At 53.7% G+C, this 13,219-nt stretch carries 12 protein-coding genes and 1 tRNA gene; 3 read left to right on the top strand and 10 right to left on the bottom strand.

The window, feature by feature from the left end; all coding sequences use genetic code 11:
• Positions 1–196 precede the first annotated feature (196 nt).
• The 10 genes from MTHE_RS07285 to MTHE_RS07240 all read right to left on the bottom strand — a co-directional run bounded on the left by MTHE_RS07285 (position 197) and on the right by MTHE_RS07240 (position 11,296).
• Positions 197–790 (bottom strand): VIT1/CCC1 transporter family protein, encoded by a 594-nt coding sequence (locus tag MTHE_RS07285; RefSeq protein WP_011696563.1) that lies wholly within the window; start codon positions 788–790, stop codon positions 197–199.
• A gap of 3 nt (positions 791–793) precedes the next feature.
• Positions 794–1,471, bottom strand: coding sequence for an RNA-guided endonuclease InsQ/TnpB family protein (locus MTHE_RS07280; RefSeq protein ID WP_232840842.1), 678 nt, complete (start codon positions 1,469–1,471; stop codon positions 794–796).
• A gap of 411 nt (positions 1,472–1,882) precedes the next feature.
• Positions 1,883–4,273: a DNA gyrase subunit A gene (gyrA, locus tag MTHE_RS07275; protein ID WP_011696561.1), complete on the bottom strand. Its 2,391-nt coding sequence runs from the start codon at positions 4,271–4,273 to the stop codon at positions 1,883–1,885.
• Between the two features lie 3 nt (positions 4,274–4,276).
• Positions 4,277–6,151 (bottom strand): DNA topoisomerase (ATP-hydrolyzing) subunit B, encoded by a 1,875-nt coding sequence (gene gyrB, locus MTHE_RS07270; RefSeq protein WP_175266074.1) that lies wholly within the window; start codon positions 6,149–6,151, stop codon positions 4,277–4,279.
• Between the two features lie 158 nt (positions 6,152–6,309).
• Entirely contained in the window at positions 6,310–6,768 is a 459-nt protein-coding gene (locus MTHE_RS07265) for a Zn-ribbon domain-containing OB-fold protein (RefSeq protein WP_011696559.1), read from the bottom strand.
• Positions 6,722–7,885, bottom strand: coding sequence for a thiolase domain-containing protein (locus MTHE_RS07260; protein WP_011696558.1), 1,164 nt, complete (start codon positions 7,883–7,885; stop codon positions 6,722–6,724). The genes MTHE_RS07265 and MTHE_RS07260 overlap by 47 nt, the downstream gene beginning before the upstream one ends.
• Positions 7,882–8,919, bottom strand: a complete 1,038-nt coding sequence (locus MTHE_RS07255) for a hydroxymethylglutaryl-CoA synthase (protein WP_011696557.1) — start codon at positions 8,917–8,919, stop codon at positions 7,882–7,884. Before MTHE_RS07255 ends, MTHE_RS07260 begins: the two co-directional genes overlap by 4 nt.
• 11 nt (positions 8,920–8,930) lie before the next feature.
• Positions 8,931–9,650 carry a helix-turn-helix domain-containing protein gene (locus tag MTHE_RS07250; protein ID WP_011696556.1) on the bottom strand — a complete coding sequence of 240 codons (720 nt, stop codon included), beginning with the start codon at positions 9,648–9,650 and terminating at the stop codon, positions 8,931–8,933.
• A gap of 87 nt (positions 9,651–9,737) precedes the next feature.
• Positions 9,738–9,823 (bottom strand) — tRNA-Gly (locus MTHE_RS07245).
• Between the two features lie 156 nt (positions 9,824–9,979).
• Positions 9,980–11,296 carry a cyclic 2,3-diphosphoglycerate synthase gene (locus MTHE_RS07240; RefSeq protein ID WP_175265907.1) on the bottom strand — a complete coding sequence of 439 codons (1,317 nt, stop codon included), beginning with the start codon at positions 11,294–11,296 and terminating at the stop codon, positions 9,980–9,982.
• Positions 11,297–11,370: 74 nt separating this feature from the next.
• Between MTHE_RS07240 and MTHE_RS07235 the strand changes: the two genes are divergently transcribed.
• The 3 genes from MTHE_RS07235 (at position 11,371) to MTHE_RS07225 (ending at position 13,174) form a co-directional block, all read left to right on the top strand.
• Positions 11,371–11,883, top strand: coding sequence for a nitroreductase family protein (locus tag MTHE_RS07235; protein ID WP_011696554.1), 513 nt, complete (start codon positions 11,371–11,373; stop codon positions 11,881–11,883).
• 310 nt (positions 11,884–12,193) lie between these two features.
• Positions 12,194–12,730, top strand: a complete 537-nt coding sequence (locus MTHE_RS07230; protein ID WP_011696553.1) for a CDP-2,3-bis-(O-geranylgeranyl)-sn-glycerol synthase — start codon at positions 12,194–12,196, stop codon at positions 12,728–12,730.
• Between the two features lie 261 nt (positions 12,731–12,991).
• Positions 12,992–13,174, top strand: a complete 183-nt coding sequence (locus tag MTHE_RS07225; RefSeq protein WP_175265906.1) for a hypothetical protein — start codon at positions 12,992–12,994, stop codon at positions 13,172–13,174.
• The last annotated feature ends 45 nt before the right edge of the window (positions 13,175–13,219 follow it).

Below are 13,219 nucleotides of genomic sequence, written 5' to 3'. Positions count from 1 at the left end.
AAGTACATTCGGCTGCGATCCGATTCTCATAATACCCATATCCAGCCGCCCCCATGTGCTCGCACTGGTGGCCAGGGCGACCACAGTCTCTGCGGGATCGCCTACCATATGGGCAGTGGGCCGGAATAGGTGGGTGGTTCTGATGGGGATCGACCACTGGCATGATGCATAGAAAACTGGCGTTCTCAATGACCCATCACAGCGCATCCGGAGAGACCGCAAGGCTCACGATCAGTATGGTCAGAACGCCGACAAGCATCATCTTCAGACCGCTTATCAGTGCCACCTCCTCGCTTATCCTGGCCAGGAAGAGCCCGAGGAAGAAGAGCACCACCAGCCCGAGAGCAAGCGAGAGCATGGCCGCAACGCCTATGCTTATCATCGGGACCATGAAGAACGGCAAGATCAGGAGAAGGGCTGCGATCGCCGGGCTGATTCCGTCGACGAGCGCAACCACAACGCTCGCAGTTCTAAATGCCCTGACAACATGAGTGCCATTGAGATCTCTGAGCATCGCAGATTCCAGCTTCTTGATATCCCTCATCCTTTCAGCCCTCTCCGCCATGTAAGCTCCGCTCATTCCCGATATGCCCATCGCTATGCTTCCGCCCATTCCTGCGGTTATCACAAATCCAGAATCCTGGACACCTGATAGATATGCCCCAAGAACCACACCCATGATCGTCAGAACGCCATCAAATGCGTTCATAACGAAGAGACGCCTGGCAATCTCCAGCGCGCCGCTGGCCTTGAGGTACCTTCTGTAGAGTTCTATGCGCGGGATCACCACAATCTACCACACAGGGTATGCCTCATACGTTGTATGAACTGCCCCACCCTGAAGGGCAGGGCTTCCCACATCATAGCCAACACTTGCATCACAGAAATGTGATGTAGAAGTTGACTCCATGGGCGCTACGGGCTGTTCCATCCCTGCGATGTGCATGGAAGCATTGCAGTCTATATCACATGAGAATCCACAGTGAGGACACTCATGAACCCTGTCCGATAACTCTTTTTCTACAATGCTTCTACAGGCAGAACACCTTTGAGTGGTGTTCATGGGATTCACCTCGATCAGCCTTCGACCAGCACATTCAGCCTCGTACGAGAGCATGAACATGAACCTGGACCAGAATGCATCATGGATGTCACGATGCATGCTTTTGTTATGGCCATTCTCCTTCATACGTTTGACATCCAGATCTTCAACACAGATTATCTTATAGTTGTTGACATAGTGTCTTGAGAGCTTGTGGAGAAAATCGTTTCTCTGATTCTTGATTTTATAATTTACCTTGTTCAGCTTATCTATGAGTGTCTGACGATTCTTGGAGCCTTTCTCAGCTCTGGATAATCTCCTATGGATGTTCTTAACTTTAGTGCTAACCTTCTCTGCAAACCCTGGATTCTCCACAGAGTTGTTACCTGTGTCCACAACAAATGATTTCAGACATCCAACCTCACACACCTCCGATCTCAGGCAATGGCTCATGCTCTCGATCTGCCTGAACAATGGCAGACCACTGATTGCCTTCTCTCTTGATAGCTTTGATGAATCGGATATTTGTAGATGATAATCGAGTATTCCTATAAACCCTTATTTTTACAATGGCGGATTCTCGCTGATATCGTATTTGGCTCACATTTGCCTCAAAACCAGAGGTTTTTAGGAATACTCTATCATTTATTGAATTATAATATCGATCTATTACATCAAATATCTATCGTCGAGCATGCCAGAGGCAGGGAAGGCTTCGTTTTCATCCCAAATACGCTCTCTTCACTTCCCAGAGTCAAAGCAGGATACCACGGATGTGACCATCTCATATGAAGATTGGAGTTTGCGCACTGCTACTTGCCATCGGCATTCCCGCAGCCCCTAATCGACCCTCGCCACATCCGAAATCTCATCTCCGGGCTTTACGTCCATGATCTTCACGCCCTGTGTTGCCCTTCCCTGCACTCTCACATCTGATGCAGCTATCCTTATCATAACCCCTTCTTTTGTGGTTATCAGGAGTCCGTCGTCGTCTGACACTGTGATTGCGGCCACCACGTCCCCTCTCCGTGTGTCTATGTTCTTGACCCCTTTGCCGCCGCGCCTCTGGAGCGGATACTCGCTCAGCTCCGTCCTCTTACCGTATCCCTGGGTTGTAATGGTGAAGAGTGTCTCGCCCTCTTTCACAACGTCCATGGAGATCAGCTCATCCCCCTCTGAGAGATTTATCGCCTTCACACCCATAGATCCCCTTCCGCTCGACCTCACATCACTCTCGTGGAACCTTATCGCCTTGCCCTTCTTTGTGGCGACTATCAGCTCACGCGAGCCGTCTGTGAGCCTGGCAGCCACAAGAGAGTCGCCGCGGAGGTTGACTGCCTTGATCCCGCCCCTCCTCGGGTTGCTGAACGCCCTCAGCGGAGTCTTCACAATGCTTCCGTTACGTGTTGCGAGCACGATGTATTCATCTGTGCCGAAGCTCTCGACAGGAATCGCCTCGGTTATCCTCTCATTCTCCTCAAGCTGGAGGAGACTGGCTATCGGTCTGCCTCTGGCTACCTTGGAGACCATCGGTATCTCATAGACCCTCAGCCAGTGGGCCTTGCCCCTGTCTGTGAAGATCATGAGGTAATCAAGCGTTGATGCCGTGAATATATCCGTGACGAAATCCTCACTCTTCGTCTCGGCCCCAATGCTCCCCTTTCCCCCTCTTCTCTGCATTCTGTACACAGAGAGTGGCTGACGTTTGATGTAGCCGTTGTTTGTTATTATTACGGCGACCTCCTCATCCTGGATGAGGTCCTCGGGTCTGACCGACTCCACGGACTCCAGTATCTCCGTCCTTCTATCATCGCCGTAGATCTCGTCGAGCTCCCTCAGTTCATTTTTAATTATATCGAGGACCTCCGTCCTGCTCGCGAGTATCCCCTTCAATCTTGCGATCGTGGACTCGAGTTCTCTTGCTTCGGATGCGACCTTCTCCTGCTCCAGGCCAGTCAAACGCTGCAACCTCATATCCAGAATCGCCCTTGCCTGCTCCTCACTGAGACCAAACCTATTCATGAGCAGATTTCTGGCATCGGAGGGCGAGGGCGAGCCCCTTATCAGGGCTATGACTTCATCTATATCTCTGAGGGCGATCAGAATTCCCGCGAGGATATGAGCTCTTTTCTCCGCCTGTTCGAGCTCGAAGCGGGTCCTCCTCTCGATCACTTCAGCCCTGTAGTTGATGTATTGCTCCAGCGTCTCCTTCAGCGTCAGGGTTCTGGGCTGTCCATCGACGAGGACGAGGTTTATTATCCCGTAGGTGGTCTCGAGCTGTGTGTGCTTGTGGAGCTGGTTCAGGACCACCTGAGGATTCACGCCCTGCTTCAGCTCCACGACCAGCCTTATTCCTTCTCTGTCAGATTCATCCCTGATCTCTGAGATCCCATCCACCCTTCCGGCCTTGACCAGCTCTGCGATATCCTCAACGACCTTCGCCTTGTTGACCTGATAGGGGAGCTCTGTGAATATTATCCTCGAGCCCCTTCGCCCCTCCTCTATCTCGGATCTGGCTCTGATCGTTATCGTACCTCTGCCTGTGGAATACGCGCTCTCTATACCGCTTCTCCCCACTATGTATCCTCCGGTGGGGAAATCCGGGCCCCTTATGAAGTTCATGAGATCCGTTACAGATGCATCAGGGTTCTCGATCAGGTGAATGAGCGCGTACACGACCTCCCGGAGGTTGTGGGGCGGGATGTTCGTCGCCATTCCGACAGCTATGCCTGTGGATCCGTTGACGAGAAGGTTCGGGAGCCTGGACGGGAGCACGGTCGGTTCTTTGAGGGAACCGTCGTAGTTCGGGACAAAATCCACAGTATCCTTCTCGATATCTGCGAGCATCTCGCCCGCGATCTTCGAGAGCCGAACCTCTGTGTAACGCATCGCAGCTGGCGGATCTCCATCGACCGAGCCGAAGTTCCCCTGCCCATCTATAAGGGTGTAGCGCATCGAGAAGTCCTGTGCCATCCTGACCATGGTGTCGTAGATCGCCACATCGCCATGCGGGTGATATTTACCCATCACGTCACCGACGATGCGGGCGGACTTCTTGTACGGCTGATCGAATGTCACGCCCTGCTCGTACATGGCGTAGAGGATGCGCCTGTGGACCGGCTTCAGGCCATCCCTGACATCGGGAAGAGCCCGCCCGACGATCACGCTCATCGCGTAATCTATGTAGGAGGATTTCATCTCCTCTGTTACATCGACATCTATCTCTGCCATGAATCACACGTCCAGGTTTCTCACTTCTCTCGCATGCGTCTCTATGAAGACCCTTCTCGGCTCGACCTGCTCCCCCATCAGTACGGAGAAGATCTCATCAGCCTCGACTGCATCCTTCAGCGTCACCCTGAGGAGTGTCCTCTTCTCTGGATTCATCGTGGTCTCCCATAGCTGCTCAGGGTTCATCTCGCCCAGGCCCTTGTACCGCTGGACCACAGCCTTGCCATCTTCCAGAAGCTTTGCGAGCTCCTCATCTGAGTACGCGTACTTCACGCTCTTCCCCTTTCTGACCTGGTACAGCGGCGGCTGGGCGATGTAGACGTAGCCAGCTTCTATCAGAGGCTGCATGTATCTGTAAAAGAACGTGAGGAGAAGCGTGCGTATGTGGGATCCATCAACATCAGCATCTGTCATTATGATGATCTTGTGGTACCTGGCTTTTGTTATATCGAAATCATCACCTATGCCGGTGCCGAGGGCTGTTATGAGGTTCCTGATCTCCTCGTTCTTGAGCATCTTGTCGAGTCTCGCGCGCTCCACATTCAGAATCTTACCTCTGAGCGGCAGGACTGCCTGGAAGTGTCTATTCCTGCCCTGCTTCGCAGAACCACCCGCCGACTCCCCCTCTACGATGTACAGCTCGCTCTTTGCGGGATCGCGCTCCACGCAGTCTGCTAGCTTTCCCGGGAGCCCTGATGATGTCAGCGCGGTCTTCCGCCTCGTGATCTCTTTTGCCTTCCTGGCGGCCTCGCGGGCGCGCATCGCCTCTGTCGCCTTCTCCACGATCGCCTCGGCCACCTGCGGATTCAGCTCGAAGTACTCCATCAGCCCCTCGGACACGAGGGATTCAACTAGGCCACGAACCGCGCTGTTCCCCAGCCTCGTCTTGGTCTGACCCTCGAACTGCGGATCGGGGAGCCGAACGCTGACCACAGCGACCAGCCCCTCCCTGAGGTCATCACCTGTGAGCTTTGCATCCCCCTTCAGAAGCTTCTTCTCCCTGACAAAATCGTTTACCGTTTTTGTCAGCGCTGCTCTGAAACCTGAGAGGTGCGTTCCCCCCTCCCGGGTGTTTATGTTGTTCGCGAAGGTGAACACAGACTCGTTGTAGCTCGTGTTGTACTGCATCGCCACCTCCACCGATACATCATCCCGCACCCTGGAGAAGTATATCGGGTTTGGATGCAGCACCTCCTTGGATTTATTCAGGTACTGGACGAAGGAGATTATTCCCCCATCATAATGGAACGTCTTGCTCCTGCCTGACCTCTCATCAGTTATGCTGATCTTAAGACCGCGGTTCAGAAATGCGAGCTCTCTGAGGCGTGATGAAAGAACGTCAAAGCTGAAGTCGGTGACCTCAAAGATCTCGGGATCGGGCTTGAACCTCACGGTGGTTCCGGTATTCTCAGAAACGCCTGTCTCCTGGAGATCTGATACGGGCCTGCCGCGCTCGTATCTCTGCCTGTATACCCTTCCCTCTCGGCTGACCTCAACCTCAAGCCACTCTGAGAGGGCGTTGACAACAGATACTCCGACGCCATGCAGCCCGCCAGAGACGTGATACGTATCGTGGTCAAACTTCCCACCAGCGTGGAGCACGGTCATGACTATCTCCACAGCAGGCCGGTTGTACTGCGGATGAATATCGACAGGAATGCCACGACCATCATCCTTTACTGAGACCGAGCCGTCTCCATGGATGACCACGGATATCTCCTTGCAGTAACCGGCCATCGCCTCATCAACACTGTTATCGACCACTTCATAAACAAGATGGTGCAATCCATGTACATCTGTGGATCCTATGTACATCGAGGGCCTGTGCCTGACCGCCTCAAGCCCCTCCATCACCTTGATATGACTCGCATCATACATCGTCTCGCTCAAAACCGTTGAATCCCCCTGAAAGCTGAACCAGAACTTATACGGGCTTCTACAATAAGTATCTAATCATGTGGATACAGCGTGCCAAAAGCGTCTCTGGGCGATTCTGGCGAACCCGCTGAAGAGCGGGTCTTCCTGATCGCACCATCCTAAGGAGCATCCTCCGCAGGGGCGAACTTCGTGCCGTAGTATATTATGCCCCTCTCCCCCTCCTTTCCGAGTATCCTGAAAACAGGCCTGACCCGCATGCCTATTTTCATCTTCTCAGGCGAGCAAACGACCTGTCCTGTGAGCTTCGGCCCCTCGTCGAGCTGGATTATCGCTAAATTGTATGGAGTGAGCCTCTCAAAGTCTTCTGTTCCGCTGTATATCGTGGTGTATGTGATCACAGTGCCTGTACCCCTGAAGCTGTGCTCCTCCATCTGGCCTGTCCTCCTGCAGTTCGGACATAGCGTCCTGGGAGGGAAATAGTACTCACCACAGCTCTTGCAGTGCGTTCCTATCAGGTTGTACCTCTGGGGTATGCACCTCCAGAACCTCGGAGCATTTGTCGTCGTGGTATCACCTCGAGAGTATGTGCACCAGTGCAGTTCCTCCGGAGCCGCCAACGTTGTGAGTCAGACCGATCTCAGCGTCACTCACCTGACGTTTGCCCGCCTCGCCCCTCAGCTGGAGCACGATCTCATACGCCTGCTTTATGCCCGTGGCGCCCACCGGATGGCCACACGCCTTCAGCCCCCCAGAGGTGTTGACTGCGACATCGCCTCCTATTGAAGTCCTCCCCTCCTCTGTCGCAATCCCCCCCTCTCCCTTGGGGAAGAACCCGAGGTCCTCAATGGCGAGTATCTCTCCTATGGTGAAGCAGTCATGAACCTCTGCTATGTCTATATCAGCTGGAGTTAACCGCGCCTGAGCGAACGCCTTCTTCGCCGCATAGACCGTCGCATCCAGCGTCGTTATGTCTCTACGATCATGAAGCGCGAGGCTGTCGCTCGCCTGCGCGCTCGCAAGGATCCTGATGGGTGTGTCAGAGTACCTTGATGCGATATCTGTGGGTGCCAGAACAACCGCAGCCGCTCCATCGGTTATCGGCGAGCAGTCCAGTATTCTGAGAGGATCTGCGACCAGCGGGGAGTTGATGACATCGTCCACTTTTATCTCTGTATGGTACTGAGCTATCGGATTCATATGTCCATGGTGATGGTTCTTCACAGCCACCTGCGCGAGCTGCTCTCTTGTCGTGCCATACCTTCGCATGTGAAGCCTCGCGATCATCGCATAGAGCGCAGGAAATGTCGCGCCAAAGAAGCACTCCCATTCTCTGTCAGCAGCTGCAGCAAGGGCATCCGCCGCGACACCACTTGAGACATCGGTCATCTTCTCAACGCCGGCTGCTATAACTATGTCTGCGTAGCCGCTGGCGACTGCCAGGAACGCCTCACGGAGCGCAAGGCCACCGGACGCACATGCAGCCTCCACTCTTGTCGATGGTATGTGCAGCCTTGAGAGACCTGCGTAGTCTGCAATCAGAGCGCCTATGTGCTCCTGCTCCACAAATCTGCCACCGCTCATGTTTCCGATGTAGAGCGCGTCTATTGCCTCGCCTGTAACGCCAGCATCCTCTATCGCAGCGATTCCCGTTTCCACGACCAGATCGCGCAGGGAGCTGCCCCACCGCTCGCCAAACCGCGTGCATCCGATCCCTATTATGGAGACCGATCTCATAGTCTGAGCTTCCCCTTATGCTTCGCGTATCTCGCGTAGTCGATGTACTCCGCTATTGCTATGTAATCCCTCACGCCAGGAGCGCGATCCCTGATGTCATTTATCCTTTCTGTGACCCTAATGCTGAAGGCATCACTTCCCGCGCCGGATCCGAAGCTGGTGACGAAGATGCTCTCCCCCGGCTCTGCCTGGTCGAGTGTCGCCGCCAGGCCGATCAGGGTCGAGCCGGAGTAGGTATTCCCTATGTGGGGCACCACAAGCCCTGGAGCGATCTGCTCTTTTGTAAATCCGAGCTTTGCCGCGACCCTCACGGGGAACTTTCCGTTGGGCTGATGGAAGACGGCATAATCGTAATCCTCCGGTTTTTTCCCTAGCAGCTCCATCAGTCCTCTCGCGGCGGACATCACGTGCTTGAAGTACGCCGGCTCCCCTGTGAACCTCCCACCGTGCTCGGGATACGGTATGCCCTCTCTCCGCCAGAAATCCGGGGTGTCGGTGGTGAATGAGTACGTGCCCTCTATCTCCGCGATCAGATCCGCGGCGCCCACAACATATGCTGCCCCACCAGCAGCTGCTGTGTACTCCAGAGCATCTCCAGGTGCACCTTGGCTCACGTCTGCGCCTATGGCCAGCCCCAGATCTATCATGCCCGACCTGACGAGACCCATGCATGCCTGCAGAGCTGCAGTGCCTGCCTTGCAGGCGAACTCCATATCAGCGACGGTATGAGAATGAGAACAGCCGATAGCCTCTCCGACTATGGTCCCGGTCGGCTTTACAGCGTATGGGTGGCTCTCGGAGCCTGTGTATATCGCGCCAATCCTGTGCGGATCGATATTCGCCCTGGATATTGCGTTTCTGGCCGCCTCAACAGCGATTGTGGCTGTGTCCTCATCCAGGTCTGGAACCGCCTTCTCGTAGACATTTAGCCCCCTCGCGATGTCCTCCACCTCACCCCAGACCCTGGCAATCTCATCGACCTTTATCCTGTATCTCGGAATGTAAACGCCATAGCTGACTATACCGACGCCCAAGTGATCCCCTCTCATATCCTGCTCAAGCTGCTGGAAAGCTCCTCTGGCGAGAGCAGCGTGGTAAGAAGGGGTATGTTCTCCACCCTTGCTATCTTTACAGCCACCGGATCCACGCGCTCAGCCTCTATGCCCTGGAGGATGACCGCCCCTGGCTTCAGGTTTGAAACCCTTATTGCAACCAGCGGCGATCTACCCCTTGTGACACCTGTGAATATAAGTGCTCTGGCAGTGCTTCGACCATATATCTTATAGAACTGCTCAGGCAGAAGCTCCAGTATCGCCTTTATGCTATCGATTATCGTGTAGCCGTTGATCTGCACATCCGTGCTCCCGCATATAAGTGTCGCATCGATCTCGGCCATGAACTCCGCAAGCGTGACCGGCCTGGCATACTCGCATACGGAGCAGATCGCGCTGAGACCAACCATATCCCCAAACATGCTCTCGTATGCGCGCAGCACATTGCATCCTCTCAGCTCATCTATTTTGAGAAGCGCATCGATGATTTTGCTGACGATCAGTATGCCTGGTGATCGTCTTCTTCCGCTCTCGTAATCGCTTATCACGCTCGGTGATATGCCCAGGTAGTTCGAGAGCTCTGTCTGGCTTATCCCGAAGTTCCGGCGCCACTTTCTGAGGGTCTCGCCAGGGTTCTGGGAAAGCGTGATCTCGCCGGCGATCTTCTCGGCCAGCAAGCCCCTGATGTTTGAAAACTCACCCTCAGAATTCATGCCAGTTAACTTGAGCAACTAGAATATAAAGATGGCGAAATGTCGTTCGGCATTCAACGATGATGGAGATTGTCTGCAAAATAGTGATGCGCCGACCGGGATTCGAACCCGGGTTGTAGGCTTTCTTCGGGATGCTTGGAAGGCCCAAGTCATAACCGCTAGACCATCGGCGCGCTCGCCATTCTGTCTCATGCCAGACTTTTAATGCTTTCGATTGAGCACGCCCGGATTGCCTGGTCCCACTGGTTGCTTCCTGCGCTTACAGAATTCCCAGTGACGCGCTCTTCCAGGCACCTCTGGTCACTCGCGTGGAGAATGCGGCATGCGCTTTACACAGGCACTCCCATCCGGTTCAGGTGTTTGCGTATCGCGTCAGCGAGCATGTTCTCGGGATCGATGAGCTCGTACCTGACAGAGGTCGATGGTTTGTTTATGCTCATCACGCGGCGCAGGTCGACCGGCGTGGCGATGACCACCGCGTCACAGTCGCATCTGTTTATGCTCTCCTCGAGCTCTTTCATCTGCTCCGGGTAATAGCCGAGCGCGGGAAGGGCATCCTTGATGTGACCGTACCTCTCGAGCGTCTCACGGATACTTCCGACGGCGAACGGCCTGGGATCCACGACCTCCGCGGCGCTGTACATCTCAGCTGCTATTCTGCCGGCTCCTGACGGCATGCCTCCATGCGTCAGGGTGGGGCCATCCTCGATCACCAGAACCCTCCTGCCCGTTATGAGATCTGGATTCTCTACGCTTATGGCGGAGGCGGCTCTGAATACCTTTGCCCTGGGGTTGAGCCGCGCAGCGTTTCTCTCTATAATCGCAACATCGTCCTCAGAGGCGCTGTTCACCTTGTTTATCACTATGATATCAGCACATCTGAAATTGATGCTTCCAGGATAATATGTGAGCTCGTGCCCGGGGCGCATCGCGTCCGCAACGGTTACCCAGAGATCCGGCCTGACAAACGGGAGATCGTTATTTCCTCCATCCCAGACTATGATGTCAGCCTCGTTCTCAACCTCTCTGAGCACCCTCTCGCAATCCACTCCAGAATAAACGACTGTGCCATTCATGATGTGAGATTCGTACTCCTCACGTTCTTCGATGCTCAGGGGATCCAGATCTTCGGGAGCTGAGAATCTCTGGACTGCGCGGAAATCCCTGTACGGCATCGGATGTCTGATCACAGCTGGTTTCAGATGGAGTGATCTCAGCACATCAGCCACGTAACGGGTGGTCTGGCTCTTTCCTGCGCCGGTCCTCACCGCGCACACTGCGACGACCGGTTTTGATGAGCGGATCATCGTTCTTTTGCCCACAAGTTCGAAATCCGCGCCGCATGAGATCACTCTGGATGCGATCTCCATGACCTCTTGGTTGCTCAGATCGCTGTATGAGAGAACGCATCTGTCGACATCCAGCTCTCCGATCAGCCTATCGAGATCGCTCTCCGGGAAGATGGGTATTCCATCAGGATACAGAGGACCGGATAGCTCTGGTGGATAAACGCGAAATGCGATGTTTGGTATCTGTGCGGCCGTGAACCCCACGACGTGATGTTCGGTATCGGAGCGATAGAGCACGTTGAAGTTGTGGAAGTCACGCCCTGCTGCCCCCAAGATCAGAACCCTCTCTCTGGACATGATCATTTGTGGGAAGATCTTCACGACAATAACTTTTTCCAGGAAATTCATCATGATTACAAAGGTGATCCGGCATGATCGACTTGCTTAGAAGCAGGAGGAGCATAAGGAGGTATAAGGCAAAGGATATCGAGCCTGAGAAGGTAGAGCTTTTGAAGGAGGCAGCGCTCAGATCTCCGACATCTCGGGGAATAAATCCATGGAGGTTCTTCTTCATAAGAGACAGGAAGACGCTTGAAGAGCTATCGCGGGCGAAGGAGAGCGGCTCGTCGTTTCTCAAGGACGCCCGTCTGGGGGTTGTCGTCTGCGCTAAGGAAAGCGAGTCTGATGTGTGGATAGAAGACTGCTCGATAGCATCCATCATCATGCATCTCACAGCCCACAGCCTTGGCCTGGGATCCTGCTGGATCCAGATAAGAAACAGGATGCACAATGCGAGCAAGACCTCTGAGGAGTACGTGAGGGAGGTTCTTGGTCTTCCGGAAGATCTACGCGTGGAGTCGATCATAGCATTCGGCTATCCTGATGAGACCAAGCCTCCTGTGCCAAAAGAGGAGCTGGAGTACGGGAAGATAACATCCGACTGAAACGACTGTCATGTTGAAGAGGAGATACAACCATAATTTTGATACGCGTTCACAGCAATGGATTCAGAGGCATGTGACTTTGTAATATTAATTTAATATAATTTGCATGATCGTTTCGCTGAGCCGAACTGCATTGCCTTGCAGGGCTCGTGATTTGTTATGCCAGTGAATGCCAAAACCCAAAATGCTCAGGATCCAAGTCCGCATCCGGAGATTCATACTACGTTGTGCCAGTGCAGCGGATCTTCCGCTGACCAAACCCCACTCTCAGATACTTTGATATAGCGGTTGATGCTGGTTGAGTAAGTCAATGAATATAATCGTACACTCCATCTGGCTGATGCTGCCCGCGTATGTTCCCAACAACTTCGCGGCGCTTTTCGGTGGTGGCACACCTCTGGATATGGGGATGAGCCTTCCTGATGGGCACCGTGTATTTGGAAATGGAAAGACGATCCGTGGCACGATCGCAGGAGTTGCTGGAGGAATTATCGTGGGATTACTTCAGAACAGTATCGCCGGAGTGTTTGGTCTGCCCAGTTTCGGCGATGGGATGGAGTTATTTCTCGTTCTCTTCGGTCTCTCGGCGGGGTCGATGTTAGGCGACCTGACAGCTAGCTTCATCAAGAGACGACTCGGGATGAAGCGTGGAGCGTCGTTCTTTCTCGTCGATCAGCTCGACTTTGTCATGGGCGCATGGGCTCTGACATTTCTGCTCGCCCCGGAGTGGTTTAATGCACAGTTCACCTCTCCAGTCATAATCCTCGTTCTCCTGATCACGCCTGTACTTCATCGCTTCGCAAATGTGATCGGATACATGATCGGGGCGAAGAAGGAGCCATGGTGAGGTCGGTTCGTACAATCGTTATGGTAAGAACATGCTCAATAAGTTGAGGTAAATTGTCCTCTTGGCAGATTTATGGATGAACAACTCCTGATGATAGCGGCTTCACTTGATCAGCAACTCAAGCACACTCACGATATTGAGCAAATACCATGGTAAACTCACATCTGAGTTTATGGAATAATCTCCTGCCCTGGCAATCTCCAGAAGAGCCATTCGGTTATTTGAGCACCCCACCTGAGATCAAAAGATTGAATACATATCATGCGTCTCAGATCTACAGGAGGTGAGATCGTGGCTGATTACATGCGAGGTTTTGAGCAAAAGACCACCCCACCTGCGGGTGAGGATTCTGGGAAGATGGCATATCTTCCGCTGGTGGCCATCCTGGGGTTTGGCGTTTTCGCCCTGATTGTCGCATACATGGTCAAGATGCTGGCCCCCTGAGGCCGGCATCTTTCATATTCTCACTGTCATGATGGGAAAAAGCGC

This window comes from Methanothrix thermoacetophila PT, from assembly GCF_000014945.1.
GTDB lineage: Archaea > Halobacteriota > Methanosarcinia > Methanotrichales > Methanotrichaceae > Methanothrix_B > Methanothrix_B thermoacetophila.
Note: the sequence above shows the minus strand (reverse complement) of the source record. Positions and strands in the feature narration are given on the sequence as shown.

What these genes read in the sequence shown, in the direction of transcription:
- gyrA (WP_011696561.1), bottom strand. Translation starts at nt 4,273, where the DNA reads ATGGCAGAGATAGATGTCGATGTAACAGAGGAGATGAAATCCTCCTAC.
- gyrB (WP_175266074.1), bottom strand. Translation starts at nt 6,151, where the DNA reads ATGTATGATGCGAGTCATATCAAGGTGATGGAGGGGCTTGAGGCGGTC.
- MTHE_RS07260 (WP_011696558.1), bottom strand. Translation starts at nt 7,885, where the DNA reads ATGAGATCGGTCTCCATAATAGGGATCGGATGCACGCGGTTTGGCGAG.
- MTHE_RS07250 (WP_011696556.1), bottom strand. Translation starts at nt 9,650, where the DNA reads ATGAATTCTGAGGGTGAGTTTTCAAACATCAGGGGCTTGCTGGCCGAG.
- MTHE_RS07240 (WP_175265907.1), bottom strand. Translation starts at nt 11,296, where the DNA reads ATGTCCAGAGAGAGGGTTCTGATCTTGGGGGCAGCAGGGCGTGACTTC.
- MTHE_RS07235 (WP_011696554.1), top strand. Translation starts at nt 11,371, where the DNA reads ATGATCGACTTGCTTAGAAGCAGGAGGAGCATAAGGAGGTATAAGGCA.
- MTHE_RS07230 (WP_011696553.1), top strand. Translation starts at nt 12,194, where the DNA reads ATGAATATAATCGTACACTCCATCTGGCTGATGCTGCCCGCGTATGTT.
- MTHE_RS07225 (WP_175265906.1), top strand. Translation starts at nt 12,992, where the DNA reads ATGCGTCTCAGATCTACAGGAGGTGAGATCGTGGCTGATTACATGCGA.